Genomic DNA, 26770 nt, shown 5'->3' on the forward strand with positions numbered 1-26770 from the left:
GGTGCGGCGGATCGGATCAGCGACGACGGAAACCGGAGTGATTTAGGGCACTTCGGACAGGCCGGTGTCCCGGCGCCGGCCTCCGGCAGCATGCTGCTCGGCCCCGGGGAGGGCGTGCGGGGCAGGCGAAGGGAGAAGGCCCCCGCACCGGCGGACGGTGCGGGGGCCTTCTCCCGATGCGTACGGGGCCCTAGCCGGCGGGCAGCGCGTCCAGCTGCGACCGGAGCCGCGCGATGTCCGCCTCGGCCTTGGCGAGACGCCCCTTGATCTTGTCCACGACGTTGTCGGGGGCCTTGGCGATGAACGCCTCGTTCCCGAGCTTCGCCTCGGCCTGCTGCTTCTCCTTCTCGGCCGCGCCCAGGTCCTTCGTCAGGCGCTTGCGCTCGGCGGCCACGTCGATGGTGCCCGACAGGTCCAGCGCGACCGTGGCACCGGCGACCGGCAGGGTCGCGGTGGCGCTGAAGGCCTCGCCCTCCGGCTGGAGGCGCAGCAGCTGCCGGATGGCGGCCTCGTGCGCGGCCAGCTCCGCACCGGCCAGGTCCAGGCGGGCCGGAACCTTCTGACCGTCCTGGAGGCCCTGCTCCTTGCGGAAGCGGCGGACCTCGGTCACCACGGACTGGAGCTTCTCGATCTCGGCCTCGGCGGCCGGGTCGCGGAAGCCGCTGTCCTTGGGCCACTCGGCGATGACGAGGGACTCACGGCCGGTGAGGGTGGTCCACAGGGTGTCCGTGACGAAGGGGACGATCGGGTGCAGGAGCCGCATCAGCACGTCCAGGACCTCGCCGAGGACCCGGCCCGAGACCTTCGCCTGCTCGCCGCCCGCGAAGAACGTGGTCTTCGACAGCTCGACGTACCAGCTGAAGACCTCGTCCCACGCGAAGTGGTAGAGCGACTCGCTGAGCTTCGCGAACTGGTAGTCCTCGTAGTACGCGTCGACCTGCGCGACCGTCTCGTTGAGGCGGGAGAGGATCCAGCGGTCGGTGGCCGACAGCTGCTCGACCGGCGGCAGGTCGCCTTCGATGGTGGCGCCGTTCATCATCGCGAAGCGGGTGGCGTTCCAGATCTTGTTGGCGAAGTTCCGGGACGCCTGGACCCAGTCCTCGCCGATCGGCACGTCCGCGCCCGGGTTGGCGCCCTTGGCCAGGGTGAAGCGGACGGCGTCCGAGCCGTACTTGTCCATCCAGTCCAGCGGGTCCACGGCGTTCGGGTTCGACTTCGACATCTTCTTGCCGAACTCGTCACGGACCAGGCCGGTCAGCGCGACCGTGTGGAACGGGGACTGCCCGTCCATCGCGTACAGGCCGAACATCATCATCCGGGCGACCCAGAAGAAGATGATGTCGTGGCCGGTGACGAGGACGTCGGTGGCGTAGAACTTCGCCAGGTCCGGGGTCTTCTCCGGCCAGCCGAGCGTGGAGAAGGGCCACAGACCGGAGGAGAACCAGGTGTCGAGGACGTCGGGGTCCTGGTGCCAGCCCTCGCCGGTCGGGACCTCGTCGTCGGGTCCGAGGCAGACCACCTGGCCCTCGGGGCCGTACCAGATCGGGATCCGGTGGCCCCACCACAGCTGGCGCGAGATGCACCAGTCGTGCATGTTGTCGACCCAGTCGAAGTAGCGCTTCGACATGTCCTCGGGGTGGATCCTGGTGCGGCCGTCGCGCATGGCCTCGCCGGCCGCCTCGGCCAGCGGGCCGACCTTGACCCACCACTGCATCGACAGGCGCGGCTCGACGGTGGTCTTGCAGCGCGAGCAGTGGCCCACCGAGTGCATGTACGGGCGCTTCTCGGCGACGATCCGGCCCTGCTCGCGCAGCGCGCCGACGATGGCCGAGCGGGCCTCGAAGCGGTCCAGGCCCAGGAACGGGCCGTGGACGGTGATGACGCCGCGCTCGTCCATGACGGTCACCGACGGCAGGTCGTGACGCTGGCCGATGGCGAAGTCGTTCGGGTCGTGGGCCGGGGTCACCTTGACGGCGCCGGTGCCGAACTCCGGGTCCACGTGCGTGTCGGCGACGACCGGGATGGTGCGGTCGGTCAGCGGCAGCTTGATCTGCTTGCCGATCATGTGCGCGTAGCGCTCGTCGTCCGGGTGGACGGCGACGGCCGTGTCACCGAGCATCGTCTCGGCACGGGTGGTCGCGACGACCAGGCGGTCCTCGCCCTCGCCGTACTCGATCGAGACGAGCTCGCCCGCGTCCTCCTGGTACTCCACCTCGATGTCGGAGATGGCGGTCAGACAGCGGGGGCACCAGTTGATGATGCGCTCGGCGCGGTAGATCAGTTCGTCTTCGTACAGGTTCTTGAAGATCGTCTGGACGGCCCGGGACAAGCCCTCGTCCATGGTGAACCGCTCACGGCTCCAGTCGAGACCGGCGCCCAGCCGGCGCAGCTGGCCGAGGATCCGGCCGCCGTACTCTTCCTTCCACTGCCACACCCGGTCGGTGAACGCCTCGCGGCCCAGGTCGTGACGGGACTTGCCCTCCTCGGCGAGCTGCTGCTCGACCTTGTTCTGGGTGGCGATGCCGGCGTGGTCCATGCCGGGCAGCCAGAGGGTCTCGAAGCCCTGCATCCGCTTGCGCCGGGTGAGGGCGTCCATGAGCGTGACCTGGAAGGCGTGGCCCAGGTGCAGGGCGCCGGTGACGTTCGGCGGCGGGATGACGATGGTGTACGGCTGCTTGTCGCTGGTCGCGTCGGCCGTGAAGTACCCGCGCTCTACCCAGCGCTCGTACAGCTCCCCCTCTACCTCGGCCGGCGCGTACTGGGTCGGCAGTTCGGAGTCGGGGCTGCTGGGTGTCTGCGCGTTCTGGGTCACGGGCCACAGTTTAGGGCGGTAACAGTCCAGTCATGAAACCGGTGTCCAGGGGGGCCCGGCGCTCTGTCCGCCGCCTGCTTCCGTCAGGATGTGAGGAACGTATAAGCAACCTCATTGGGGGACGCGGGATGAGCTACAACCAACCTGGGCCGTACGGACAGCAGCCCCAGCAGCCGGGACCGTACGGGCAACAGCCGCCGCAGCAGCCCGGGCCGTACGGCCAGCCGGGCCCGTACGGCCAGCCCGCCGCGCCGCAGCAGCCGGGCTACGGCTACCCCCAGCAGCCGGGCGTCCCCCCGCAGGGCTACCCCCAGCAGCAGCCGCAGTACGGCTATCCGCAGCAGCCCCCGTACGGCGGCATGCCCCCGCAGCAGCCCCCGAAGAAGTCGAAGACCGGCCTGATCGTCCTGTCCTCGGTCGTCGCGGTCGCCCTGATCGCGGGCGGCGGCTGGTACTTCCTGAAGGGCGGCGGCAGCGGCGGCGTGGCGGCCGACACCAAGGGCTACAAGCTGGTCGCCCCGGCGACGGTGGACGACTTCAAGCAGGACCCGAAGTACAAGCCGAAGGACATCACCGACAAGGACCGCACGGAGGCCGAGGCCGCCGGCATCAAGAACCCCACCTCGGTGGGCATGAACTACCAGTCGGGTGACCCGACGAACCCCCTGTCGGCCAAGGCCCTCAACTTCTCCGGTCTCTACGGCGAGATCGCCGACCCCGAGAAGACGGTCGACGGGTACTTCGCCATGGCGAAGCTGAACATGGGCAAGGACGGCAAGTCGGAGGCCGAACTCATCGGCAGCCCCAAGGCGGTGACCCCGGCCGGATTCGAGGGCGCCGTCATGAAGTGCCAGGAGGTCAAGTTCACTTCGAAGGACACGACCACCAAGGGCCCCAAGGAGGCGACGCTCCCGATCTGCATCTGGGGCGACTACAGCACCCTGGGCGTGGTCACCGCCACGGACCTCGCCTCCCTCCTCGCCGGGAAGACGGGCTACACCCTGGAGCAGAACTCCGACTACGCGGCGAAGCTCTACAAGACGGCGCGCGTGAAGAAGTAACTCCGCGCCGCCACACGCGAAAGGGGCGCCCCCGAGGGGGCGCCCCTTTCGCGTGTACTGCCTGGCGGCTAGGCCGACTTCTCGTGCGGGCCCTGGTCCTTGGGGACGATGCGCGGGACCAGCGTCGGGTTGACGTTGGAGCGGACCACGTCCGCCGTGATGACCACGCGGGCCACGTCCTTGCGGGACGGAACCTCGTACATCACCGACATGAGGACCTCCTCCATGATGGCGCGCAGCCCTCGCGCACCCGTCTGGCGGAGGATCGCCTGGTCGGCGATCGCCTCCAGCGCCTCCCGCTCGAAGTCCAGCTCGACACCGTCGAGTTCGAACAGCCGCTGGTACTGCTTCACCAGCGCGTTGCGCGGCTCGATCAGGATCTGGAGCAGCGCCTCGCGGTCCAGGTTGTGCACCGAAGTGAGCACGGGGAGACGGCCGATGAACTCGGGGATCATCCCGAACTTCACCAGGTCCTCCGGCATGACCTCCTGGAACTGGTCGCTGGCCTCGATCTCGCGCTTCGAGCGGATCGTCGCCCCGAAGCCGATGCCCTTGGCGCCCGCACGCGACTCGATGATCTTCTCCAGGCCGGCGAAGGCGCCGCCCACGATGAAGAGCACGTTCGTCGTGTCGATCTGGATGAACTCCTGGTGCGGGTGCTTGCGCCCGCCCTGCGGCGGTACGGAGGCCGTCGTGCCCTCCAGGATCTTCAGCAGGGCCTGCTGGACGCCCTCGCCGCTCACATCGCGGGTGATCGACGGGTTCTCGCTCTTGCGGGCGACCTTGTCGATCTCGTCGATGTAGATGATCCCGGTCTCGGCCTTCTTGACGTCGTAGTCGGCGGCCTGGATCAGCTTCAGCAGGATGTTCTCGACGTCCTCGCCGACGTACCCGGCCTCCGTCAGCGCCGTCGCGTCCGCGATGGCGAACGGGACGTTCAGCATCCGGGCGAGCGTCTGCGCGAGCAGGGTCTTTCCGGAGCCGGTCGGGCCGAGCAGCAGGATGTTGGACTTCGCGAGTTCGATCGCGTCGTCACGGCCCTGCGCGCCGCCGTTCTCACCGGCCTGGACCCGCTTGTAGTGGTTGTACACCGCGACGGAGAGCGCCTTCTTCGCCGGCTCCTGGCCGACGACGTAGCTCTCCAGGAACTCGTAGATCTCACGGGGCTTGGGGAGTTCCTCCCACCGGACCTCGGAGGTCTCCGCGAGTTCCTCTTCGATGATCTCGTTGCAGAGGTCGATGCACTCGTCGCAGATGTACACACCGGGTCCTGCGATGAGCTTCTTCACCTGCTTCTGGCTCTTTCCGCAGAACGAGCACTTGAGCAGGTCGCCGCCGTCACCGATGCGTGCCACGAGGTGCTTCCCCTTCGCCTGGGAGACGCCTGGTTCAGCGCTCCTGGTGCCTCATATCCGACGGTACCTTGCCGGGGGCCCCGGGCGGGGCCCCCTTGACGTGGTTCACATCGCCGAATGCGGCGGCGTGCCCACGGCAATTGGCGGCAAGGATCAGGCCGAGCTCTTGCGGGTGGAGATGATCTGGTCGATCAGGCCGTACGCGAGCGCGTCCTCGGCCGTGAGGATCTTGTCACGCTCGATGTCCTCGCGGATCTTCTCCAGCGGGGTGGTCGAGTGCTTGGCCAGCATGGACTCCAGCTGGTCGCGCATGCGCAGGATCTCGTTGGCCGCGATCTCCAGGTCGGAGAGCTGCTCACGGCCGGTGCCGCCGGACGGCTGGTGGATCAGCACGCGGGCGTTCGGCAGGGCCATGCGCTTGCCGGGGGTGCCGGCGGCGAGCAGGACCGCGGCGGCGGAGGCCGCCTGGCCCATGCAGACCGTCTGGATGTCCGGCTTCACGAACTGCATGGTGTCGTAGATCGCCGTCAGCGCGGTGAAGGAGCCGCCGGGGCTGTTGATGTAGATCGAGATGTCGCGGTCCGGGTCCATCGACTCCAGGCACAGCAGCTGCGCCATGACGTCGTTGGCGGAGGCGTCGTCGATCTGCACGCCGAGGAAGATCACGCGCTCCTCGAAGAGCTTCGCGTACGGGTCGTACTCGCGCACGCCCTGCGAGGTGCGCTCGACGAAGCGCGGGATGACGTAGCGGTTGTCCACCTGCGGGCCCGAGTAGAGGCCGCTCGCGGGAGAGAGGTTGTTCATGTGCATCTGGGTGTTCACCATCCTGGTGGCGTTCTGCGGGCTGTCGGCTGCTGGGTACTGACGGTGGTGCCGGGATCAGGCCCCGGTGCCGCCGCCGCCCGGAACGTTGGACGCGGCCGAGATGATCTCGTCGATCAGGCCGTACTCCTTCGCCTCCTCGGAGGTGAACCAGCGGTCACGGTCACCGTCGCGGATGATCGCCTCGACGGTCTGGCCCGAGTGGAACGCGGTGATCTCGGCCATCCGCTGCTTGGTGCGCAGCAGGTACTGGGCCTGGATCTTGATGTCCGACGCGGTGCCGCCGATGCCGGCGGAGCCCTGGTGCATCAGGATGTCGGTGTTCGGCAGGGCGAAGCGCTTGCCCTTGGCGCCACCGGTGAGCAGGAACTGACCCATGGAGGCCGCCATGCCCATGCCGATGGTGACGACGTCGTTCGGGATGTACTGCATGGTGTCGTAGACGGCCATACCGGCCGTCACCGAGCCACCGGGGCTGTTGATGTACAGGTAGATGTCCTTCTCCGGCTCGGCGGCCAGGAGGAGGAGCTGAGCCGTGATCTTGTTCGCGATGTCGTCGTCTACCTGCTGGCCGAGGAAGATGATGCGCTCGCCGAGCAGCCGGTTGTAGACATGGTCGCCGAGGCCGCCACCGATGGACGGCTCACCCGCGGCGTAAGGCTTCAGATTCGTCACGTATCCACCTGCTCGTCTCCGACGGCCATGTGCCGTCTCAGCGTCTCGTTCTGGGGCGCGGCCCCACCGTGCGGACAAGTCCGCCGGCGGCCGGGTACTCCCGTGCCCTCGTATTCATGGACCCTAACGCGCAGGTAGGACAACGCCATCCCGCTTCCCGAACTGTTCGCTCGGAGCGCAAGCTCCGGGAGGCCTGCGGGACCCGTGCCGAAGGGCCCGGACGCGGCTGCGTCCGGGCCCTTCGGGGCACTGCTCAGCGGGCTTCGCCCGGGGTGTTACTTGGCCTCGTCGGCCTTGTCCTCGGCGTCACCCTCGGCGGAGGCCTCGGCCGCCTCGGCGGCCTGCTCCTCGTCCTCGTCGGAGAGGTCGATGACCTCACCGTTGGTGTCGACGACCTTGGCGGCCTCGACGACGACCGCGAGGGCCTTGCCGCGGGCGACCTCGCCGACCAGCATCGGGACCTGGCCGCCCTCGACGACGGCCTGGGCGAACTGGTCGGGGGACATGCCGGAGGAGGCGGCGCGGCGCATGAGGTGCTCGGTGAGCTCCTCCTGGTTGACGCCCAGCTTCTCCTTGTTGACCAGCGCGTCGAGGACGAACTGGGTCTTGATGCCCTTGACCGCCTGCTCGGAGGTCTCGGCCTCGAACTCCTCGACCGTCTTGCCCTGGAACTCCAGGTACTTCTCGATGGTGAGGCCCATCTGGCCGAGCTGGTGGTGCTCGAGGTTGTGCTTGCGGGTCTGGACCTCGTCCGCGAGGAGCTTCTCGGGGATCGGGACCTCGACGAGCTCCAGCAGCTTCTCCAGGACGCGCTCCTGGGCCTGCGTGGCCTGGTCGTACTGCTTCATGTCCTCGAGGCGCTTGCGGCTGTCGGCCTTGAGGTCCTCGAGGGTGTCGAACTCGCTCGCCATCTGCGCGAACTCGTCGTCCAGCTCCGGGAGCTCCTTGGCGGAGACCTTGGTGACCTTGACGGTGACCTCGGCGTCCTTGCCCTCGGCGGAGCCGCCCTTCAGCTGGGAGGTGAAGGTGGCCTCGCCACCGGCCTCCAGGCCCGTGACGGCCTCGTCGATGCCCTCGAGCAGCTCACCCGAGCCGATGGTGTAGGACACGTCGGAAGCGACGCCGTCCTCCAGCACCTCGCCCTCGACCTTGGCCTCGAGGTCGAGGGTGACGACGTCGCCGTCCTGGGCGGCGCGCTCGACGTCCTTGGTGGACGCGAAACGGCCGCGCAGCTGCTCGACGGACTTCTCGACGTCCTCGTCGGAGACCTCGATGGCGTCGACCTCGACCTCGATGCCGGAGTAGTCCGGGATCTCGATCTCGGGACGGACGTCCACCTCGGCGGTGAAGGCCAGCAGCTCGCCGTCCTTCAGCTCCGTGATGTCGACCTCGGGCTGGCCCAGCGGGTTCAGGTCCGCCTCGTTGACAGCCTCGGTGTAGAACTTCGGGAGGGCGTCGTTGACGGCCTCCTCCAGCACCGCACCGCGGCCGAAGCGCTGGTCGATGACGCGGGCCGGGATCTTGCCCTTGCGGAAGCCCTTCACCGTGACCTGCTGGTTGATCTTCTTGTACGCCGCGTCGAGGCTGTCCTTGAGCTCCTCGAAGGGCACCTCAACAGTGAGCCGAACCCGAGTCGGGTTCAGGGTCTCCACGGCGCTCTTCACGGTTCGGTCTCCTTGTGGCTGACTGCTGGGGATTCTGCCGTCACGCTGCGATTCAGCGGTTCAGCGGACTTCGGCCCGGTACATCAGACACACGGGCACGCAGCTTGCATAGTAACCGCAAGCGGCAATCAGCCCACAACGCGATCTTGTGGAAACCCCCGCCGGATGCCGAAGGGGACACTGCTGGTGGTCGGGGTGGCCGGATTCGAACCGACGACCTTCCGCTCCCAAAGCGGACGCGCTACCAAGCTGCGCCACACCCCGTCGGTGCGACACGTAGGGTACATGCCCGGAGACCCTCTGATGCGCGGGGTTTCACGAGTTCCCCGGCCCGTCCCCCGCGGGGCGTTCGCGGCGGGTCCGCGCCACGGCGGGGAAAGGGGTGTGCGATCCCCCGGCACGACCCGCTAGGATGCTGTCCGTGCCCAGGTCCCGGACCTGCGGCGCACACCGTGCGGGCGTAGCTCAATGGTAGAGCCCTAGTCTTCCAAACTAGCTACGCGGGTTCGATTCCCGTCGCCCGCTCTTGATGGCTCAGGGCCAGGTCAGAGGATGTTTCCTCGACCTGGCCCTTGGTCGTTCCCGGGGCCCGCGATCAGCCCACCACGGGGCGTCGGGGGCCGGGCAGCACGGAATTCGGCCCCTCGGCCGACCCGGACTGCCCCGCGGCGTTACGAGCGGAAGCCGATGATGCCGAAGCCCGGGCGGGACTCGGTGTGGCGGAGCCAGGCGATGACGTCCATGACGGCATCGACCACCTCGGGGTCCAGGGGCGGGGCGTGGCCCGTGCGCTTGGTCTCCTCGAACTGTTCCAGGGCCCGGGCGCACTGCTCGGGGGTCCAGGTGCCGCAGCCCGGGGTGTGGGCGTAGGGCAGCGGGGCGGGCAGGTCCGAGTAGCCGAACTCGGCCACGGACACGGCGGTGATGTTCAGCGCCCGCAGGCCTTCGTCGACCACCGACAGCCAGTCCCCGCGGTGCGGGGTGAAGCAGGAGTTGTCGAGGAAGGAACCGGTCAGCGAGCACAGCCTCTTGTAGGCGTAGGCGTACTGGAAGGAGTACGCGTCGTTCTCGCTGAAGGGGCCGCCGTGGACCACCGCGTGCAGCGCCTCGAAGGAGGTGGGGGCGCCGTCCTCGATCTGGGAGGCGAACCAGTCGTCGTCGTGCGCCAGGTCGGCGCCGAAGCTGTCGCGGACGACCTGGAGCAACTGGTCGTCGCCCGAACCCACCAGGCCCTTCGCCGCCTTCGGGTCGATCAGGAACACACTCAGGGATGAACTCATGATCCGAACCTAACCCCGGCCACTGACACCCCGTGCGCGGTCCCGGCGGGCCGGCGCCCGCCGCTACAGCTTGATGTTGGCGATCATCGTCGCCAGGGAGTTCAGGAAGCGGTTCACGTCGTCCGCGATGGAACTGGACGCCAGGAAGAAGCCGAAGAGGGCGGCGACGACGGCGGGTCCGGCCTTGATGTGGTTGCCGCGGATCAGCACCACCAGGATGACCCCCAACAGAACCACCACTGACAGCGAAATGGCCACTACTGATCACACCTTCGGTCGTCCCCTGGTCGGCCCGGGGCGCACGGCCACGCACACCCCCACACGGTCCATCCTCCCACCAACGGGCCCCGGCTATCCGCTCCGTGACGAATCGCGGTCGTTCTGTTTCCGCCGACCACAGCTGCGCCGGGCAGGTTTCGGCGGCGGAGTCCGGGTCACGGTGCGGTGAGGCCGAGGAGGGAACGGACATAGGCGTACTTCGCGGTCAGCCGTTCCCGCGTGGGGCCGTCCAGTACGGAGAGCCGTGCGGGATCGGCGTTGTGCGCGAGGTCGGCCTCCTTGACGAGGAGGGCGCCCGGGGTGGCGAGGATGCGGGCCGCGTACGCCTCGACCGGTTCTCCGGGGCGCTTGGTGACCGCGAGGACCATGTCCTTGACGGACTGCGGGAGATCCGCCGCGTCCAGCCGGCGGAGGCTGATCACCTCGTCCTCCACCGCGTCGTGCAGCCAGGCGGCGGCCTGCTGTTCCGCGGTTCCGCCGCGCAGCCGGACGCCCTCGGCCACGGCCGCGAGGTGTTCCGCGTACGGCCGGCCGGCCTTGTCGGTCTGGCCCTCGTGCGCGGCGCGGGCGAGGGCCTCCACCTCCGGCAGGGTCAGCGGGCTGCTCGTCATGCGATCTCCCTTGCTGCGGTCCCGAGGGCCTGCGCGGCCCGGTCCGCATCGGCTCGAGTGGTGCGCCAGTTGGAGAACGCGGCGCGCAGGGCGGGGGTTCCCCCGTAGACGGTGGGGGTGACGAACACCTCGGCGGCCACGGCCTCGCGCAGGGCGGTGAGGCGGGCCGGGGTGGGGTCGGCGGCCAGGGTGAAGCAGACCACGTTGAGGCGGACCGGGGCGAGCAGGGTCAGGGCGGGGTCCGCCTCCACGTGTCCGCCGAGGACGCGGGCGCAGGCGATGTCCCGTTCGACGATCTCGCGGTGGCCTTCGCGCCCGTACGCGCGGAGGGTGAACCAGGCCGCGAGGGCGCGCAGCCGGTGGGAGTTCTCGGGGGTCAGGTGGACCAGGTCGGGGTGGTCGCCGAGGGGGCCGAGGTAGGCGGCCGAGTTCTGGAACACGCGGGCCTGGAGGTCGCGTCGGCGGGTGAACTGGACGGCGCTGTCGTAGGGGACGTTCAGCCACTTGTGCAGGTCGACGCAGAGGGAGTCGGAGGCGTCGAGGCCGTCGGCGAGGTGGGCGTGGGCCGGGGAGAGGGCGGCGAAGGCGCCGAAGGCGGCGTCGGTGTGCAGCCAGAAGTCGTGGCGTTCCTTCAGGGCGGCGACGGCCCGGAGGTCGTCGAAGTCGACGGTGTTGACGGTGCCGGCGTTGGCGACGACGACGGCCGGGCCGGGGGTGTCGGCGAGGGCGCGGTCCAGGGCGGCGGGATCGACCGCCTCCCGGCCGGGGAGGGTGGGGACGGGGACGAGCGAGCGGCGGCCGAGGCCGAGGACCGAGAGGGCCTTGCCGATGGAGGAGTGCGGGGCGCCGGACAGGACGCGGACGGGGCCGAGGGCGGCGGCCCCGTCCTCGGCCGGGGAGACGCCGAGGCGTTCGCCGAGCCATTCGCGGGCGATGGCGAGGCCGGTGGTGTTGGACATGGTGGCGCCGCTGACGAAGGCGCCGGTGTGGGCGGCGGAGAGCCGGAAGAGGTCGCGGAGCCAGCCGACGGTCTCGCGTTCGAGTTCCTGACCGCCGCCGTCGAGGGCGGAGTTGGAGTTCTGGTCGTGGGCGGCGGTGAGCCAGTCCCCGGCGAGGGCCGCGGGGGTGGCCCCGCCGGTGACGAAGCCGAGGTAGCGGGGGCCCGCGGAGGCCGACAGGCGCGGTGCCCAGCGGTCACGGAAGGCGGCGAGGGCCTGCTCCGTGCCGGTGCCGTGCTCGGGCAGCGGCTCGGGGTCCCGGAGCGTTCCGGCGGGCGGTACGACGGGACGCGCGTCCAGCGTGGCGAGCGCGTCGGCGGCGGCGCGTCGGGTGGCGTCGAGGAGGTCGGGGAGCCGGGCGAGGTCGGCGGCGAGGGTGCGGTCCATGGGGGCACGGTAGGCGCCGGGGCGGGCCAGGAGGCGGGCCAATCGGCACCGGGTGGCCGGTCGTTGCCCGGCAAGGGCGGCGTAGGGTCGGGGCGTGGTGTCGACGGGGCGGGAGCGCGGGCGGGGACGGGGGCGGAGCGCGGCCGGGGCCGCGGCCGCGGCGGTGGTGCTGGCCGGGGTGGTGGCGGGCTGCGACCTGCCGCCGCCACCGAGGGCCGCGCCCGGGCCGGCCGCGCCCCCGGTACGGACCCCGCCGGTACGGACCTCCCCGCCGGCACGGACCTCCCCGCCGGCACCGGTGGAGACGTCCGGGCAGCCGTGTCCCGAGGGCGGGGTGCGTCTGCTGGAGGGGCCCGGGGACGGAGTGATGGGGCTGCGGGTGGAGAGCTACCTCCTGGTCAACTGCGGTGCGGGCGACTACGTGCTCGACGGGTACCCGGAGATCCGGCTGCTCGACGGGCAGCGGCGGCCCGTGGAGGTGGCGCTCGGGCACGGTTCGGCGCCGATCACCTCGGAGGTGCCGGCCGTGGACGGACCGGCGCAGCGGGTGGAGCTGGCGCCGGGGCAGTCCGCGTCGATGGCGCTGCTCTGGCGCAACCGGATCACGGACGTGACCGCTCCCGTCGTGGAGGGGTGGGTGCTGGAGGTGACGCCGAAGCCGGGCGCGCCGCGCCTGGTGCTGCCCCTCACCCGGCCCGTCGACCTGGGCGACACCGGGCGGTTGGGGATCGGGCCCTGGCACCGGACGGCCGGGGAGTGATCCCCGGCCGCCCCGCACCGGCCCCGGGAACGCCCGGGCGCGGGGACGGCCGCGCTCAGGAGCGGGCCGGGCGCAGGGCGCTGCGGGCCGGGAGGGTGGTGGAGGCCAGGCCGAGGAGGAGCACCGCGCCCGCGAAGGACCCGTAGAGCAGCGGGGGGATGTGCGGGGCCGCGCCCGTCACGGCCCGGGTCAGGGGGAACAGGGTGGCCAGGGCGATGGCGGAGCCGAGGGCGATGCCCGCGCCGGTGATCAGGAGCGCCTCCCAGCGGATCATGCGGAGCACCTGGCGGCGGGTGGAGCCGACCAGGCGCAGCATCCGCAGTTCGCGTCGCCGGTCCAGGACGGTCATCACCAGGGTGTTGGCGGCGGCGACGGCCGCGAAGCCGCCGAGGACGGCCGCCATGGTGGTGTTGGCCCAGGCGTTGAGGTCGCGGCCGGTGTCCTGGGCAGCGGTCCAGCCCTGCCGGCCGGTCACCGCGCCGAGGGCGGCGAGGGCGGGTGAGCCGCCGCGGACCAGGAGTTCGGTGGGCGCCGGGGAGGTCATCCGTCCGGTGAGGTCGGCGGCGGCGAGGGTGACCTCGCCGAGGCCGAGGCCGCGGGTGTAGACGGCGACGATCTCGGGCGCGGCCTCGGTGCCGTCGGGCAGGCGCAGGTGGAGGCGGTCGCCGAGGCCGGCCTTCGCCGTGGCGGCGAGGGTCCGGTCGACGGCGACGGTACCGGGGCGCAGGGCGGCGAGGCTGCCTTCGCGGACGCCGAGGTCCTGGACCTGGGCGAGGTCCGCGCCGGAGCCGGTGACGGCCTGGGCGGTGGCGCCCTGGAGCCAGCGGTCGGAGCCGGAGCCGAGGACGGCGAGTACGGACGTACGGGTGACGGGGACGGCGGCGGTGACTCCCGGCGGCAGGGGCCGGCTCGCGATGTCCGCGGGCGGGGCCGTGACGACGTGGTCGGCCAGCAGGCCGGCCTCCTGCTGCAGGCGGGCGGCGCGGTCCTCGCTGGTGTGGAGGAAGACCAGGGTCGAGGAGAAGGCCATGGCGAGGACGATCGGGGTGATCGCGGAGGCGAGGCGGCGGGCGTGGGCCCGGGAGTTGGCGGCGGCCAGCACGCCGGAGGCGCCGCCGAGGCGCAGCGGGAGTCCGAGGACGGCTGCGCAGGCACGGGCGATCAGCGGGCCGAGCAGGGCCACGGCCAGCATGAAGAGCATGACGACGCCGAGGGAGGCATCGGCGGCGTCGGATCCGCTGCCGGAGGCGGCGAGGCCCGCGCAGGCGGCGCCGCCGGCCAGGGCGGCGATGCCGAGGGGCGTACGGATCCAGCCGGGGCGCACGCGTTCCACCGCGGCGGCCGCGAGGGCCTGGCCGGGGCGGATCCGGGCGGGGCGGCGGGCGGCGGCCCAGCCGGAGAGCAGGGCGGTGGCGAGGCCGATGGCGACGGCGGAGACCAGCGGGATCCAGGAGGCGGAGAGCTCGACGGCGGCGGGGACGGCTCCCCGAGCCTTGAGTTCGCCGAACCACCAGGAGGCGAGGGCGAAGCCGGGGAGGCAGCCGAGCGCGCCGGCGGCGGGCGCGACGAGGAGGGCTTCGGTGGCGATGGTGCGGCGGAGCTGGCGCGGGGTGGCTCCGACGGCGCGCAGCAGGGCGAACTCGCGGGAGCGCTGGCCGACGGAGAGGGCGACCGTCCCGGCGGCGGTGAAGACGGCGACGAGGGTGGCCGTGCCGCCGAAGGAGCCGCCGAGGGCGGTCAGCAGGTCCTTGGCGCCGGCCAGCTCCGGGTCCACTGCCCGGTCCGCACCGGTGAGGACCTCGGCCCGCCCGGCGACGGCGGCCTCGGCCGCCCGGACGAGCCGGCTGTCCGGGACGGCGGAGGCGGCGGGGCCCGCACCCGCGACGGCGGGGCCCGCCGAGACCGCGGAGGCCGCGGAGCCGGGGGTCCCGGGGGCGGGCGCTGCCGCGACAGCGGGCGGCACCGGCGGAGCCACGGAGACGGCACCACCCGAGCCGGACGCTGCCGCGGAAGCAGAACCGGAACCGAAAGTTGAAGCAGGCGATGCGGGCGGGGCGGGGTCCGCGGCCGGTAGGTGGGGCAGCAGGGCGATGGCGTCCAGCTGGTCGGGGTGGCCGGACAGGGTGCGGGCATCGGCGTCCGAGAACCAGACGCCGGGGCTTTCGGCGTGCCCCACGACGCGGAACTCCCGCGTCCCGGCGGGGGTCTCCAGGCTGACGCGGCCTGCGCCGGAACCGGCGGAACCGGCAGCACCCCCGGAGCCACCGGAACCGGAACCGGAACGGGAGGAACCGGAGGAACCGGAGCCGGAGCCGTCGGCCCCCGTGGCCTCGCCCCGGCCGGTCCCCGCTCCCAGGACCACCTCGCCCGCCCCGGGTGCACGGCCCGTGCTGAGCTTCGTACCGGTGAAGGCGGTGGAGCCCCAGCCGGAGGCCTCGGTCGTGGTGCCCGCCTCGCCGCGGACGGGGAAGACCACGTCGGGGACGGCACGGCCCAGCGGCGCCAGCCGGTCCAGCAGGGCGGCGTCGACCCGGGCACGCTCGGGCACCCGCGCGGAGACCTCGTAGGACCCCTCGCCGGTGCCCGACCGCAGGCGGACCTGCTGGTCGGCTGCGACGAGGACGGGGACGGCCGCGTACCGGGTCGGCGGGACCTGCGCCCGCAACCCGCTCTCCAGCAGGATGCCGCAGGCGGAGACGACGGCGACCGTCAGGAGCAGGGCGACGAAGGTCCCGGCGAACGCGGCCGGGCGGAAGCGGACGGCCGCGCGGGCGAGTCCGTTGGGGCGCAGGGCCATCAGGCGGCCGCTCCCGTGCAGGCGGGGGCGGGGCGCGCGGTGAGGGCGGTCATCCGGGCGGCGACGGTGGCGGCGGAGCTGCGCGGCAGCCGGTCCGCGATGAGCCCGTCGGCCAGGAAGAGCACCTGGTCGGCGTGGGAGGCGGCGACCGGGTCGTGGGTGACCATGACGACGGTGGCGTTCAGGGAGTCGACGGCGGCGCGCAGGAGTGCGAGGACCTCGGCGGCGGTGGTGGTGTCGAGGGCGCCGGTGGGTTCGTCGGCGAAGACCACGTCGGGGCGGGTGACGAGGGCGCGGGCGATGGCGACGCGCTGCTGCTGGCCGCCGGAGAGTTCGGCGGGGCGGCGGCGGCCCTTGCCCTCCAGGCCGACCCGGGCGAGCAGGTCCGCGGCGCGCTCCCCGCCGCGCGAGGCGGCGCGGCCGCCCGCGAGGCGCATCGGGAGCAGGACGTTCTGCTCGACGGTGAGGGAGGGCAGCAGGTTGAAGGCCTGGAAGACGAAGCCGAGACGGCTGCGGCGGAGCTCGGTGAGCTGGTTCTCGTTCATGCCGGTGATCTCGGTGCCGCCGAGTCGTACGGAGCCCTCGGTGGGCCGGTCGAGTCCGGCGGCGCACTGCAGGAAGGTGGACTTGCCGGAGCCGGAGGGGCCCATCACGGCGGTGAAGCTGCCGCGCGGCAGGCTGAGGTCGATGCCGCGCAGGGCGTGGACGGCCGCGGTGCCGCGTCCGTACCGGCGGCGGACTCCGCGCAGTTCGACGGCCGCGGTGAGGTCGTGCGCCGGTGCCGCCGGGGCCGCCGGTGCCTCCTCGTTCCGCCGTTTGCTCCGCAGGAGCCCCATGGTGTGCCGCCTTCCGTGCCGTGGTCCGTTGTCGTCCGGTGGTGTCTTCCGGTGGTGTCGTCGACGCTACGGACGGGCGGGTGGCCGGGGACATGGCGGAGGCAGGCCGGTGCGGGGTGGGGTAAACCCCACCCGGGCGGGGGTGTTTCCCGTGGATCAGGGTGAGCGGCGGATGAGGAGCAGGGCGCGGTCGTCGTTGACGTCCTTGGCGACCTTCTCGATCAGGTGCCAGGCGGCGCCGTCCCAGCCGGAGGCCACGTAGCGGTCGGCTTCGCCGGTGAGGCGGTCGATGCCTTCGCTGATCTCGCGGTCGGCCGTCTCGACGAGGCCGTCGGTGAAGAGCATGAGGACGTCTCCGCGGCGGAGGTTTCCGCCGGCGGCGACGAACTCGGCGCCGTCGTAGACGCCGAGCAGCGGGCCCTCGCCGCTCTTCTCCTGCCAGCGGCCGGTGCCGGCGGAGAGCTGGAGGGCGGGGAGGTGGCCGGCGGAGAGGAGTTCGTAGTCGCCGGTCTCCAGGTCCAGGACGAGGTGGATGGAGGTGGCGAAACCCTCGTCCCAGTCCTGGCGGAGCAGGTAGCCGTTGGCGGCGGGCAGGAAGCCGTGCGGCGGCAGGGCGCCGAGCAGTCCGCCGAAGGCCCCCGACAGCAGCAGGGCGCGGGAGCCGGCTTCCATGCCCTTGCCGGAGACGTCGGTGAGGACGATCTCCAGGGTCCGTCCGCCGTTGGTGCGGGCGGCGACCACGAAGTCGCCGGAGAAGGACTGGCCGCCGGCCGGGCGCAGGGCCATCTCGCGGTGCCAGCCGCGCGGCAGGGCGGGCAGTTTGCTCTGGACGCGGATGCGTTCGCGCAGGTCGAAGAGCATGGTGCCGCCGCGCCGCCAGGGCACGCCGACGCGGCTGCGGAACTGGGCGATGACCAGACCGAAGAATCCGCAGGCCGCGACGACGAGCACGGTGCCGGGGGTGACGCGGGCGGGGCCCTGGGTGTACGGGCCGAGGACGAGGGCCTCGACGATCAGTGCGGCGGCGGAGGCGGCGTACAGGCCGAGAAGGCTCGCGGGGCGCAGCAGCAGGCCGCCCGCGACGATGGGCAGGACGAGTGCGGAGGGCGAGAACCAGACGGGCAGCATGAGCGTGCCGCAGGCGATCGCGGGAATGGTGAGGAGCAGCCCGCCGAACGCGAGCCAGTCCGAGCCGTCGCCGCGGAAGTAGTCGACGGCGGATTTGCGCAGGGCGGTGCGCCCCCGGTGCGACAGCATGCGCATCCGGGCCGTGAGGGTTTCCCTGCGTGCTCCGGCCATTGCATCGGGACCTTATCCATCCTGCCTGTGGATGCGCAGGGGTACCCCTGGTCCTCGCGCACATTGCCGCCCGAAAACCCGTCGACCGCGGCGGAATGCCCGGGTAAGGATGGCCACATGGCTCTTGAGATGCGCACTTTGAGGCCGGACGAGTGGGATGTCTGGTTCGATCAGCTGGAACTGGCTTTCGGTGGTGTGCCCGAGGCGCCTCCGTGGCGGGAGCTGTACCGGACGCTGACGGAGCCGGAGCGCTCGCTGGGTGTCTGGGACGGCGCGGACTGCGTGGGGTCGGCCTCGGCGTTCAGTTTCCGCCTCTCGGTGCCGGGCGGCGCCCTGGTGCCCGCCGCCGGGGTCACGATGGTGGGTGTGGCTCCGACGCACCGGCGGCGCGGGGTGCTCAGCTCGATGATGCGGCGGCAGCTGGACGACGTCCGGGCGGGCGGGGAGCCGCTGGCGGTGCTGACGGCTTCGGATCCCGCGATCTACGGGCGTTTCGGCTACGGCACGGCGACGTACGCCCTGTCCGTGGAGGTCGACACGGCGCGCGTGCGGCTCTCGGTGCCGCCGGGCACGGACGAGGTGCGGCTGCGGCTGGTCGATCCGCAGGAGGCGCTGGCCGACTGCGAGCGGGTGTACGCCGAGCTGGTGACGCGGCGGCCGGGGATGCCGGCCCGCCGGCCCGGCTGGGAGCGGCAGGCGGTGACGGATCCGCCCGAGGACCGCGAGGGCGCCTCGGCGCTGAAGTGCGTGGTCGCCGAGCGGCCGGACGGTTCGGTGGCCGGGTACGCCCGCTACCGGGTCAAGCCGGACTGGGATCCGGCGGGTGCGGCGGGGAAGGTCGAGGTCGCGGACCTCGACGCGCTGGATCCGGCGGCGACGGCCGCGCTGTGGCGCTACCTGTTCTCCGTGGACCTGACGTGGACGGTGCGGGCGGGCAAGCGGCCGGTGGACGATCCGCTGCTGCACCTGGTCAGCGATGTCCGCCGGTCGCGGCCGAGCATGCGCGACTCGCTGCACGTGCGGCTGGTGGACCTGCCGGCGGCGCTGGAGGCGCGGACGTACGGGTCCGCGGTGGACGTGGTCCTGGAGGTGGAGGACGTCTTCTGCCCGTGGAACGCGGGCCGGTGGCGACTGACGGCCGGTGCGGGCGCCGCCGTCGAGGGATCCGGGAAGGTCTCCTGCACGCGGACCGAGGAGCCGGCGGAGCTGCGGCTGTCGGTACGGGAGCTGGGCGCGGCCTACCTGGGCGGGATCAGCCTGACCTCGCTGGCGGCGGCCGGCCGGGTGTCCGAACTGCGCCCGGGGGCCCTGACGGAAACCTCCCGGGCCTTCGCCGGGGACGTGGCGCCCTGGCTGCCGCACGGATTCTGAGGCGGGTCAGCGGGCCTGGCAGGCCGGGCACCAGAAGAGGTTGCGGGCGGCGAGACCGGCGGTGCGGATCTCGCCCCCGCAGATGTGGCAGGGCAGGTTCGCCCTCCGGTAGACGTACACCTCGCCGCCGTGGTCGTCCACCCTCGGCGGGCGGCCCATCGCCTCGGGCAGGTGTTCGTCGCGGACGGTGTCGATCCGGTTGTTCCGGACGCCCTCGCGCATCAGTGCGGCGAGGTCCGCCCACAGGGCGTCCCATTCGGTGCGACTCAGGTCCCGGCCCAGGCGGTACGGGTCGATGCCGTGCCGGAAGAGGACCTCGGCGCGGTAGACGTTGCCGACGCCCGCGACGACCTTCTGGTCCATGAGCAGGGCGGCGATCGTGGTGCGCGAGCGGGAGATGCGGGCCCAGGCGCGGTCCGGGTCGTCGGCGGGCCGCAGCGGGTCGGGCCCGAGCCGGTCGTGCACCGCCTTCTTCTCGCCCTCGCCGATCAGGGCGCAGGCGGTCGGTCCGCGCAGGTCGGCGTAGTGCTCCTCGTTCAGGAGGCGCAGCCGGACGGTCTCGGTCGCGGGCGGGGCGGGCGCCGGGCCGAAGCCGAGCTTGCCGAAGAGGCCGAGGTGGATGTGGATCCAGGCGTCGCCCAGTTCCAGGAACAGGTGCTTGCCGTGCGCCTCGGCGCTCTCCAGCTCGCGCCCGTCGAGGAGCGCCGCGCTCTCGGCGAAGCGTCCCTGCGGGCTGCTCACCCGGACCGGACGGGCGGCGAACCGCTCGGTGTGGTCCAGGGCGAGGCGGTGGATCGTATGCCCCTCGGGCACGGCAGGGCTCCTCGGACGGGTGACGGGAACGACGACGGCCGTGCCGCCCCGTAGGGCGGCACGGCCGGAAGGCGGGATCAGCCCTGGGGGTGGTGGGCGGGGATCGGGGGCAGCTCGCGGGTCTGCTCGTAGGCGGAGAGCATCTCGATGCGGCGCGTGTGGCGCTCCTCGTTCGAGTAAGGGGTCGCCAGGAAGGCCTCGATGAAGCTGACGGCCTCGTCCTGCGTGTGCATGCGGCCGCCGACGGAGATCACGTTGGCGTTGTTGTGCTCGCGGCCGAGCTTGGCGGTCTCGACGCTCCACGCCAGGACGGCACGGACACCCTTGACCTTGTTCGCGGCGATCTGCTCCCCGTTGCCGGAGCCGCCGATCACGATGCCGAGGCTGTCGGCGTCCGCGGCGGTCTTCTCCGCGGCGCGCAGGCAGAACGGCGGGTAGTCGTCCACCGCGTCGTAGATGTGGGGGCCACAGTCGACGGGCTCGTGGCCGTTGTTCTTGAGCCAGTCCACCAGGTGGTTCTTGAGCTCAAAGCCGGCATGGTCGGATCCGAGGTACACGCGCATGGGTCGAGTGTGGCACGAGGCGCCCGCCCGACCCGCAGCGGGTGTCGCGTAAATCACTTCTAAAGCTCAAGTAAACCTAAAGAACGCAGATGGGACACGGCGGGACCTGGGTCCGGGCCCTTCGTCCCTGCGCAACGATCCGGATTGAGGTCTTCCGCCCTGCATCCATCTCAGGTTTGAATGCCGGGGCTCGCAACCCGAGAACCTAAGGATCCGTCCATGAGCTCCACGACGACCCTTCAGAAGACAGGCGGCTCTTCCGGTGACCCCGGCGGTGCCCCGTCCTCCGACGGTCTGAAGGCCGGTCTCAAGAACCGCCACCTGTCCATGATCGCCATCGGTGGTGTCATCGGCGCCGGACTCTTCGTCGGCTCCGGTGGCGGCATCGCCAAGGCCGGTCCGGCCATCCTCATCTCGTACGCCCTCGTCGGCGCCATGGTCGTCTTCGTGATGCGGATGCTCGGCGAGATGGCCGCGGCCAGCCCGAACTCGGGCTCCTTCTCCGCGTACGCGGACCGGGCGCTCGGCCGCTGGGCCGGCTTCTCCATCGGCTGGCTGTACTGGTTCTTCTGGGTCGTCGTGCTGGCCGTGGAGGCCACCGCCGGTGCCGCCATCCTGGAGAACTGGATCCCGGCCGTCCCGCAGTGGGCCTGGGCACTGATCGTCATGGCGGTGCTGACCGTCACCAACCTCGGCTCCGTCGCCTCGTACGGCGAGTTCGAGTTCTGGTTCGCGGGCATCAAGGTCGTCGCCATCGGCGCCTTCGTCGTCATCGGCATGCTGGCCGTCTTCGGCGTGCTGCCGGGCTCCGACAACCCGGGTGCGGGCTTCGCCCACCTGACCGACGCGGGCGGGTTCTTCCCCAACGGCTACGGCGCGGTCCTCACCGGTGTGCTGATGGTCGTCTTCTCCTTCATGGGCAGCGAGATCGTCACCCTCGCCGCCGGCGAGTCGGAGAACCCCCGCAAGGCGGTCACCCAGGCCACCAACTCCGTCATCTGGCGGATCGGCGTCTTCTACCTGGGCTCGATCTTCGTCGTGCTGACGCTGCTCCCGTGGAACGACAAGTCGATCACCGAGAAGGGCTCGTACGTCGCCGCCCTGGACTCGATCGGCATCGCGAACGCCGGCACGATCATGGAGGTCATCGTCCTGACCGCCGTGCTGTCCTGCCTGAACTCGGGCCTCTACACCGCCTCCCGCATGGCCTTCTCGCTCGGTGAGCGCGGTGACGCCCCGAAGGCGTTCGCCAAGGTCAACGCCAAGGGCGTGCCGGTGGCGGCGATCCTGGGCTCCACGGTCTTCGGATTCGTCGCCGTCTACTTCAACTACGCGTTCAAGGACACGGTCTTCAACTTCCTGCTGAACTCCTCGGGTGCCATCGCGCTCTTCGTCTGGCTGGTGATCTGCTTCACCCAGCTGAGGATGCGCGGGATCCTGGTCCGCGAGGCTCCGGAGAAGCTGACCGTGAAGATGTGGCTCTTCCCGTGGCTGACCTGGGCCACCGCCGCACTGATCGTGTTCGTGATCGGCTACATGTTCGTGGACGACGCCAACCGCGAGGTGGTCACCCTGTCCACCCTGGTCGCCGGCCTGGTCGTGGCCGTCGGCGTGGTGCTCGACTTCCGCCGCAAGCGGGCGCTGCAGGGCTGAGTCCTGACCTCCCCCTGCGCCGGAGCCCGGCCCGCCGTCACAGGCGGGCCGGGCTCCGGCGTCTTCGGGGACCATTCAGCCCCGGCGGCCGGCCAGCTTCCAGGCGGCCGGCAGCGCGCCCATGGCCAGGGCCGCCTTGAGGGCGTCGCCGACCAGGAACGGGACGAGGCCCGCCGCGACGGCGGCGCCCAGGGACATCCCGGTGACGGCCATCAGGTAGGGCACGCCCACCGCGTAGATGACGGCGGAGCCCAGCACCATCGTGCCCGCCGTGCGCAGGACCGAGCGGTCGGCGCCGCGCCGCGCCAGGGCGCCGACGAGGGTGGCGGCCAGCAGCATGCCGAGCACGTAGCCGAAGGAGGCGCCGCCCGCACCGGAGGTGCCGTTGGCGAACCACGGCAGGCCGGCCGAGCCGAGCACGGCGTACAGGCCCAGCGAGAGGAAACCGAGGCGGGCGCCGAAGGCGGTTCCGACGAGCAGCGCCGCGAAGGTCTGGCCGGTGACCGGGACCGGGGAGCCGGGGACGGGCACGGCGATCTGCGCGGCCAGGCCGGTCAGCGCGGCTCCGCCTGCGACGAGCGCGATGTCGCGGACGCGGCTCGCGGGCAGCAGGTCGGCGAGGACGGCGCCGGGCCGGAAGGAGACGGAAGCGGTGCTCAACTGGGGCTCCGGGAGGTCGTGGTGACGGGACGATCACCGACGTTAGTCCGCGGCCCGCCGCCTCCCCACCGCCACCCGGCACAAAGGCATACTCCCCGGTTTGGTGGGGACCGCACAAAGACTCCCACCCCCGGCTCCGATGGCGTGATCCGCGTCACGGGGAAGATCCGACAGCACGTCCGTTTTGCACGGAAGGCCGCTACCCAGTGAGACTGTAGGGTCCCGCCAATCCTGATGCGGAGCCCCACCGCCGCTGGGCCGAACGAGAGTACGAGCGCCCCTCATGCCCAACCGCCAGTCAGCAGCTTCTCCCCCGACGTCCGACCTGCCCGAGGAGCCGCTGAGCCACAGCCTCAAGCAGCGCCACCTGACCATGCTGGGCCTCGGCGGCGTGATCGGTGCGGGGCTCTTCGTCGGCTCCGGCGCCGGCATCGGCATCGCCGGTCCCGCGATCATCTGCTCGTACCTGCTCGCGGGCATCCTCGCGATGCTGGTCATGCGGGCACTCGGCGAGATGTCCGCCGCGATGCCCGCCTCCGGTTCCTTCTCCGTGTACGCGGAGAAGGCGCTGGGGCGCTGGGCCGGTTTCTCGGCGGGCTGGCTGTACTGGTTCCTGCTGGTCGTGGTGCTCGCCGTGGAGGCCACCGGAGCCGCGAAGATCGCCAACGGCTGGGTGCCCTCGGTCGACCAGTGGGTCTGGGTGCTGCTGTTCATGGTGGTCTTCACCCTCAGCAACCTGGCCGCCGTGCGGAACTTCGGCGAGTTCGAGTTCTGGTTCGCCGCCCTGAAGGTGGGCGCGATCGTGCTCTTCCTGATCCTGGGCACCCTCGCGGTGTTCGGTCTGCTCCCCGACACCGAGCCCGTGGGCACGGCCAACCTGACCGGACAGGGCGGCTTCTTCCCGGCGGGCCTCGGCGGGGTCGTCGCGGGCATGCTCGCCGTCGTCTTCGCCTTCGGCGGCCTGGAGGTCGTCACCATCGCGGCCGCCGAGTCGGACGACCCGGCGCGCTCCGTGGCCCGCGCCGTGCGCAGCGCGGTGTGGCGCATCCTCTTCTTCTACGTCGGCTCGATGCTGGTCATCGTGACCCTGCTGCCGTGGGACTCGCTGGAGCCGGGCCAGAGCCCGTACGTGGCCGTACTGGACTCCATCGGGATCCCGGCGGCCGGGCAGATCATGAACATCGTGGTGTTCGTGGCCCTGCTGTCGGCGCTCAACGCGAACCTGTACGGGTCCTCGCGCATGGTGTTCTCGCTGGCCGAGCGGGGCGAGGCGCCCAAGGCCCTGCTGCAGGTCTCGGGCGGCGGCGTGCCGCGCCGGGCCGTGTTCGCCTCGGTGGCCTTCGGCTTCGTGTCGGTGGTGCTGAACCTGCTGTGGCCGGAGACGATCTTCCTCTACATGCTGAACGCGGTCGGCGCGGTACTGCTCTTCGTATGGGCGCTGATCGCGGTCTCGCAGCTGAAGCTGCGCCGGATCATCGAGCGGGACATGCCGGAGCGGCTCACCCTGCCGATGTGGTTCTTCCCGTACCTGACCTGGGCGGCCCTGCTGGGGATGGGCGCGGTGCTGGTCCTGATGCTGTTCGACGACTCCGCCCGGCCGCAGCTGCTGTGGTCCTCCGGCGCGGCCGCCGCGGTCCTCGCGGTGGCGGGCCTGCGGGAGCTGCGGGCCCGCCGGAGCGGGGCGCAGCCCGGGTCGTAGGGCGCACCGGGCTCAGCGGCCGCTGACGTCGGGAAGGGGTGTGATCACGATGCGTGAACGGGGCGTCCGAATAACGGACGCATGGGGTCCGGCTATCGGACGCTGGCCAGACTGACCCCATGAGTCAGCGCACGATCGCACCCCACCAGCAGGCGGCGCCGCAGGGCGGCACCGGTTCCCCCCTCGGCAACGGCCTCAAGCAGCGCCACCTCTCGATGATCGCCCTCGGCGGGGTCATCGGTGCGGGGCTCTTCGTCGGCTCGGGCGCCGGCATCGCCGCCGCCGGCCCCTCGATCGTGCTCGCCTACGCGGCGTCCGGACTGCTCGTGATGTTCGTGATGCGGATGCTCGGCGAGATGTCCGCCGCGAACCCCGCCTCCGGTTCCTTCTCGGTGCACGCCGAGCGGGCCGTCGGTCCCTGGGCCGGGTTCACGGCGGGCTGGATGTTCTGGACGCTGCTGTGCGTGGGCGTGGCCATCGAGGCCATCGGCGCCGCGCACATCATGACCGGCTGGTTCCCCGGCACCCCCTCGTGGATGTGGGTGCTGGTCTTCATGGCCGTCTTCTGCGGGTCCAACCTGGGCGCCGTCTCGCGCTTCGGCGAGTTCGAGTTCTGGTTCGCCGCCCTCAAGATCGGTGCCATCGGGCTCTTCCTGGGCCTGGGCGTGCTGGCCGTGACGGGGCTGCTGCCCGGGACCTCCGCCCCCGGCTCGGCCAACCTCCTGCACGACGGCGGCTTCCTGCCCCACGGGGTGGACGGCCTGCTGGTCGGGCTCCTGGCCTCGGTCGTCGCGTACGGCGGCCTGGAGACGGTGACCATCGCGGCCGCCGAGTCGGAGAACCCCGTCCAGGGCGTGGCCAAGGCCGTGCGGACCACCATGTGGCGGATCGCGATCGTCTACGTCGGCTCGATGCTGGTCATCGTCACCCTGCTGCCGTGGAACGACCCGGCGGTCACCGCGGACGGCCCCTACGCCGCGACTCTGGACCACCTGGGCATCCCGGCGGCCGGGGAGATCATGAACGTGGTCATCCTGATCGCCCTGCTGTCGGCCATGAACGCCAACATCTACGGCTCCTCGCGCATGGCCTACTCCCTCGTATCCCGCGGCCAGGGTCCCAAGGCGCTGGGCAAGGTCACGGGCGGGGTGCCGCGCCGCGCGGTGCTGGCCTCGTCCGTCTTCGGCTTCGTCACCGTGCTGCTCTCGTACTGGTACCCGGACACCCTGTTCGCCTGGCTGCTGAACATGGTCGGCGGGGTCATCCTCGTCGTCTGGGCCTTCATCGCCGTCTCGCAGTTCGTGCTGCGCCGGCGGCTGGAGCGCCAGGCCCCCGAGAAGCTGGTCGTGAAGATGTGGGGCTTCCCCTACCTGACCTGGGTGGCGCTGGCCGGGGTCGCCGGGGTGCTCGTGCTGATGGCCCTGGGTGAGGACACCCGCGTCCAGGTGCTCTTCACCGGCGGGCTGACGGCCGCCCTCGCGGTGACCGGGTACGTGATGCAGCGCCGGGCGCAGGCCGGCCCGAGCGCCTGACCCCACCCCGTTTTCCGCTGCCCGGAGGCCGGGCCCGTGCGATCGCACGGGCCCGGCCTCCGGCGTTCGGCAGGACGCGACAAGAGAGGCGACCCTTACATGCGAGCAGGAATAGCTACTGCTAGCGTGCAGTTGCGCATTGGTTGCAATAAGCAGTTGGCACGCCGAGGGGACCGGATACACGCATGGCCATCTACACGCTTCCTGAGCTTCCTTACGACTACGCGGCGCTGGAGCCGGTGATCAACCCGCAGATCATCGAACTGCACCACGACAAGCACCACGCGGCCTACGTCGCCGGCGCCAACACCACGCTGGAGCAGCTGGAGGAGGCGCGCGACAAGGAGAACTGGGGCGCGCTCAACGGCCTGGAGAAGAACCTCGCGTTCCACCTCTCCGGCCACATCCTCCACAGCATCTACTGGCACAACATGGCCAGCCCGAAGACCGGCGACGGCGGCGGCATCCCGGACGAGAAGGACGGCCTGGGCGACCTCCCGGCCGCGATCACCGAGTCCTTCGGCTCCTTCGCCGCCTTCAAGAAGCAGCTGACCTTCGCGTCCTCCGCGACGCAGGGCTCCGGATGGGGCGTGCTCGCGTACGAGCCCATCAGCGGCCGTCTGATCGTCGAGCAGGTCTACGACCACCAGGGCAACGTGGGCCAGGCCTCCGTGCCGATCCTGGTCTTCGACGCCTGGGAGCACGCCTTCTACCTGCAGTACAAGAACCAGAAGGTGGACTTCATCGAGGCCATGTGGAACGTCGTCAACTGGCAGGACGTGGCCAGGCGCTACGCCGACGCCAAGGCGAACACCCCGCTACTGATCCCGGCCAACGGCTGAT

The 26770-nt window shown here is 71.4% G+C and carries 22 protein-coding genes and 2 tRNA genes; 8 read left to right on the plus strand and 16 right to left on the minus strand.

Annotated elements, in window-relative coordinates:
* Nucleotides 1-190 precede the first annotated feature (190 nt).
* On the minus strand, nucleotides 191-2812 hold the full coding sequence (locus ACFWUZ_RS16280; RefSeq protein ID WP_384372551.1) for a valine--tRNA ligase: 2622 nt from the start codon (nucleotides 2810-2812) through the stop codon (nucleotides 191-193).
* A gap of 128 nt (nucleotides 2813-2940) precedes the next feature.
* Here ACFWUZ_RS16280 and ACFWUZ_RS16285 point away from each other — a divergent pair, with 128 nt between their 5' ends.
* Nucleotides 2941-3873, plus strand: coding sequence for a hypothetical protein (locus ACFWUZ_RS16285; RefSeq protein WP_384372553.1), 933 nt, complete (start codon nucleotides 2941-2943; stop codon nucleotides 3871-3873).
* A gap of 68 nt (nucleotides 3874-3941) precedes the next feature.
* Here ACFWUZ_RS16285 and clpX read toward each other — a convergent pair whose 3' ends face one another.
* From clpX to ACFWUZ_RS16310, 5 genes are all read right to left on the minus strand, one after another.
* Entirely contained in the window at nucleotides 3942-5228 is a 1287-nt protein-coding gene (gene clpX, locus ACFWUZ_RS16290; RefSeq protein WP_030026955.1) for an ATP-dependent Clp protease ATP-binding subunit ClpX, read from the minus strand.
* Nucleotides 5229-5381: 153 nt separating this feature from the next.
* On the minus strand, nucleotides 5382-6053 hold the full coding sequence (locus ACFWUZ_RS16295; protein ID WP_384372555.1) for an ATP-dependent Clp protease proteolytic subunit: 672 nt from the start codon (nucleotides 6051-6053) through the stop codon (nucleotides 5382-5384).
* A 54-nt stretch (nucleotides 6054-6107) separates the two neighbouring features.
* Nucleotides 6108-6725, minus strand: a complete 618-nt coding sequence (locus tag ACFWUZ_RS16300) for an ATP-dependent Clp protease proteolytic subunit (RefSeq protein WP_030649990.1) — start codon at nucleotides 6723-6725, stop codon at nucleotides 6108-6110.
* A 275-nt stretch (nucleotides 6726-7000) separates the two neighbouring features.
* On the minus strand, nucleotides 7001-8389 hold the full coding sequence (gene tig / locus ACFWUZ_RS16305; protein WP_384372558.1) for a trigger factor: 1389 nt from the start codon (nucleotides 8387-8389) through the stop codon (nucleotides 7001-7003).
* A gap of 187 nt (nucleotides 8390-8576) precedes the next feature.
* Nucleotides 8577-8653: transfer RNA gene (locus ACFWUZ_RS16310), tRNA-Pro, on the minus strand.
* A 190-nt stretch (nucleotides 8654-8843) separates the two neighbouring features.
* Here ACFWUZ_RS16310 and ACFWUZ_RS16315 point away from each other — a divergent pair.
* Nucleotides 8844-8914, plus strand: a tRNA-Gly gene (locus ACFWUZ_RS16315).
* A gap of 146 nt (nucleotides 8915-9060) precedes the next feature.
* On the opposite strand, the gene ACFWUZ_RS16320 is transcribed toward ACFWUZ_RS16315, so the two are convergent.
* The 4 genes from ACFWUZ_RS16320 to ACFWUZ_RS16335 all read right to left on the minus strand — a co-directional run bounded on the left by ACFWUZ_RS16320 (nucleotide 9061) and on the right by ACFWUZ_RS16335 (nucleotide 11944).
* Nucleotides 9061-9669, minus strand: a complete 609-nt coding sequence (locus ACFWUZ_RS16320) for a hypothetical protein (protein WP_384372560.1) — start codon at nucleotides 9667-9669, stop codon at nucleotides 9061-9063.
* Nucleotides 9670-9732: 63 nt separating this feature from the next.
* Nucleotides 9733-9927, minus strand: coding sequence for a hypothetical protein (locus tag ACFWUZ_RS16325; protein ID WP_384372563.1), 195 nt, complete (start codon nucleotides 9925-9927; stop codon nucleotides 9733-9735).
* A 176-nt stretch (nucleotides 9928-10103) separates the two neighbouring features.
* Nucleotides 10104-10559, minus strand: a complete 456-nt coding sequence (locus ACFWUZ_RS16330; RefSeq protein ID WP_384372565.1) for an HD domain-containing protein — start codon at nucleotides 10557-10559, stop codon at nucleotides 10104-10106.
* Complete coding sequence (locus tag ACFWUZ_RS16335; RefSeq protein ID WP_384372567.1) at nucleotides 10556-11944, minus strand: pyridoxal phosphate-dependent decarboxylase family protein; 1389 nt, start codon at nucleotides 11942-11944, stop codon at nucleotides 10556-10558. The genes ACFWUZ_RS16330 and ACFWUZ_RS16335 overlap by 4 nt, the downstream gene beginning before the upstream one ends.
* A 94-nt stretch (nucleotides 11945-12038) precedes the next feature.
* Here ACFWUZ_RS16335 and ACFWUZ_RS16340 point away from each other — a divergent pair, with 94 nt between their 5' ends.
* Nucleotides 12039-12704, plus strand: coding sequence for a DUF4232 domain-containing protein (locus ACFWUZ_RS16340; RefSeq protein ID WP_384372569.1), 666 nt, complete (start codon nucleotides 12039-12041; stop codon nucleotides 12702-12704).
* A 55-nt stretch (nucleotides 12705-12759) separates the two neighbouring features.
* On the opposite strand, the gene ACFWUZ_RS16345 is transcribed toward ACFWUZ_RS16340, so the two are convergent.
* From ACFWUZ_RS16345 to ACFWUZ_RS16355, 3 genes are all read right to left on the minus strand, one after another.
* Complete coding sequence (locus ACFWUZ_RS16345) at nucleotides 12760-15501, minus strand: FtsX-like permease family protein (RefSeq protein WP_384372571.1); 2742 nt, start codon at nucleotides 15499-15501, stop codon at nucleotides 12760-12762.
* Nucleotides 15501-16337, minus strand: a complete 837-nt coding sequence (locus ACFWUZ_RS16350; RefSeq protein WP_384372573.1) for an ABC transporter ATP-binding protein — start codon at nucleotides 16335-16337, stop codon at nucleotides 15501-15503. Before ACFWUZ_RS16350 ends, ACFWUZ_RS16345 begins: the two co-directional genes overlap by 1 nt.
* Nucleotides 16338-16493: 156 nt before the next feature.
* A complete protein-coding gene (locus ACFWUZ_RS16355) occupies nucleotides 16494-17636 on the minus strand; it encodes a PP2C family protein-serine/threonine phosphatase (RefSeq protein WP_384372575.1) in 1143 nt (380 codons plus the stop codon).
* A gap of 117 nt (nucleotides 17637-17753) precedes the next feature.
* Here ACFWUZ_RS16355 and ACFWUZ_RS16360 point away from each other — a divergent pair, with 117 nt between their 5' ends.
* Entirely contained in the window at nucleotides 17754-19007 is a 1254-nt protein-coding gene (locus ACFWUZ_RS16360; RefSeq protein ID WP_384372577.1) for a GNAT family N-acetyltransferase, read from the plus strand.
* Nucleotides 19008-19013: 6 nt separating this feature from the next.
* On the opposite strand, the gene ACFWUZ_RS16365 is transcribed toward ACFWUZ_RS16360, so the two are convergent.
* The gene (locus tag ACFWUZ_RS16365; protein WP_384372579.1) at nucleotides 19014-19820 is read right to left on the minus strand and encodes an Fpg/Nei family DNA glycosylase; all 807 of its coding nucleotides are present in this window, start codon (nucleotides 19818-19820) and stop codon (nucleotides 19014-19016) included.
* 77 nt (nucleotides 19821-19897) lie between these two features.
* Nucleotides 19898-20383: a ribose-5-phosphate isomerase gene (locus ACFWUZ_RS16370; protein ID WP_384372581.1), complete on the minus strand. Its 486-nt coding sequence runs from the start codon at nucleotides 20381-20383 to the stop codon at nucleotides 19898-19900.
* A 219-nt stretch (nucleotides 20384-20602) separates the two neighbouring features.
* On the opposite strand from ACFWUZ_RS16370, the gene ACFWUZ_RS16375 reads away from it, so the two are divergent.
* Complete coding sequence (locus ACFWUZ_RS16375; RefSeq protein WP_384372583.1) at nucleotides 20603-22036, plus strand: amino acid permease; 1434 nt, start codon at nucleotides 20603-20605, stop codon at nucleotides 22034-22036.
* Between the two features lie 75 nt (nucleotides 22037-22111).
* On the opposite strand, the gene ACFWUZ_RS16380 is transcribed toward ACFWUZ_RS16375, so the two are convergent.
* Complete coding sequence (locus tag ACFWUZ_RS16380; RefSeq protein ID WP_384372585.1) at nucleotides 22112-22696, minus strand: biotin transporter BioY; 585 nt, start codon at nucleotides 22694-22696, stop codon at nucleotides 22112-22114.
* Nucleotides 22697-22979: 283 nt separating this feature from the next.
* On the opposite strand from ACFWUZ_RS16380, the gene ACFWUZ_RS16385 reads away from it, so the two are divergent.
* From ACFWUZ_RS16385 to ACFWUZ_RS16395, 3 genes are all read left to right on the plus strand, one after another.
* Nucleotides 22980-24395: an amino acid permease gene (locus ACFWUZ_RS16385; protein WP_384372587.1), complete on the plus strand. Its 1416-nt coding sequence runs from the start codon at nucleotides 22980-22982 to the stop codon at nucleotides 24393-24395.
* A 119-nt stretch (nucleotides 24396-24514) separates the two neighbouring features.
* Complete coding sequence (locus ACFWUZ_RS16390; protein ID WP_384372589.1) at nucleotides 24515-25927, plus strand: amino acid permease; 1413 nt, start codon at nucleotides 24515-24517, stop codon at nucleotides 25925-25927.
* A gap of 185 nt (nucleotides 25928-26112) precedes the next feature.
* Nucleotides 26113-26769: a superoxide dismutase gene (locus ACFWUZ_RS16395; protein ID WP_384372591.1), complete on the plus strand. Its 657-nt coding sequence runs from the start codon at nucleotides 26113-26115 to the stop codon at nucleotides 26767-26769.
* Nucleotide 26770: the final 1 nt, after the last annotated feature.

Origin of the sequence: Streptomyces sp. NPDC058646 (assembly GCF_042716875.1) — a bacterium.
In the GTDB taxonomy this organism is placed as follows: domain Bacteria; phylum Actinomycetota; class Actinomycetes; order Streptomycetales; family Streptomycetaceae; genus Streptomyces.

Excerpts from the sequence above, each read along its gene's own strand:
- ACFWUZ_RS16285 (WP_384372553.1), top strand. The coding sequence starts at position 2,941 with ATGAGCTACAACCAACCTGGGCCGTACGGACAGCAGCCCCAGCAGCCG.
- ACFWUZ_RS16295 (WP_384372555.1), bottom strand. The coding sequence starts at position 6,053 with ATGGTGAACACCCAGATGCACATGAACAACCTCTCTCCCGCGAGCGGC.
- ACFWUZ_RS16320 (WP_384372560.1), bottom strand. The coding sequence starts at position 9,669 with ATGAGTTCATCCCTGAGTGTGTTCCTGATCGACCCGAAGGCGGCGAAG.
- ACFWUZ_RS16330 (WP_384372565.1), bottom strand. The coding sequence starts at position 10,559 with ATGACGAGCAGCCCGCTGACCCTGCCGGAGGTGGAGGCCCTCGCCCGC.
- ACFWUZ_RS16335 (WP_384372567.1), bottom strand. The coding sequence starts at position 11,944 with ATGGACCGCACCCTCGCCGCCGACCTCGCCCGGCTCCCCGACCTCCTC.
- ACFWUZ_RS16345 (WP_384372571.1), bottom strand. The coding sequence starts at position 15,501 with ATGGCCCTGCGCCCCAACGGACTCGCCCGCGCGGCCGTCCGCTTCCGC.
- ACFWUZ_RS16350 (WP_384372573.1), bottom strand. The coding sequence starts at position 16,337 with ATGGGGCTCCTGCGGAGCAAACGGCGGAACGAGGAGGCACCGGCGGCC.
- ACFWUZ_RS16355 (WP_384372575.1), bottom strand. The coding sequence starts at position 17,636 with ATGGCCGGAGCACGCAGGGAAACCCTCACGGCCCGGATGCGCATGCTG.
- ACFWUZ_RS16360 (WP_384372577.1), top strand. The coding sequence starts at position 17,754 with ATGGCTCTTGAGATGCGCACTTTGAGGCCGGACGAGTGGGATGTCTGG.
- ACFWUZ_RS16370 (WP_384372581.1), bottom strand. The coding sequence starts at position 20,383 with ATGCGCGTGTACCTCGGATCCGACCATGCCGGCTTTGAGCTCAAGAAC.
- ACFWUZ_RS16375 (WP_384372583.1), top strand. The coding sequence starts at position 20,603 with ATGAGCTCCACGACGACCCTTCAGAAGACAGGCGGCTCTTCCGGTGAC.
- ACFWUZ_RS16385 (WP_384372587.1), top strand. The coding sequence starts at position 22,980 with ATGCCCAACCGCCAGTCAGCAGCTTCTCCCCCGACGTCCGACCTGCCC.
- ACFWUZ_RS16390 (WP_384372589.1), top strand. The coding sequence starts at position 24,515 with ATGAGTCAGCGCACGATCGCACCCCACCAGCAGGCGGCGCCGCAGGGC.
- ACFWUZ_RS16395 (WP_384372591.1), top strand. The coding sequence starts at position 26,113 with ATGGCCATCTACACGCTTCCTGAGCTTCCTTACGACTACGCGGCGCTG.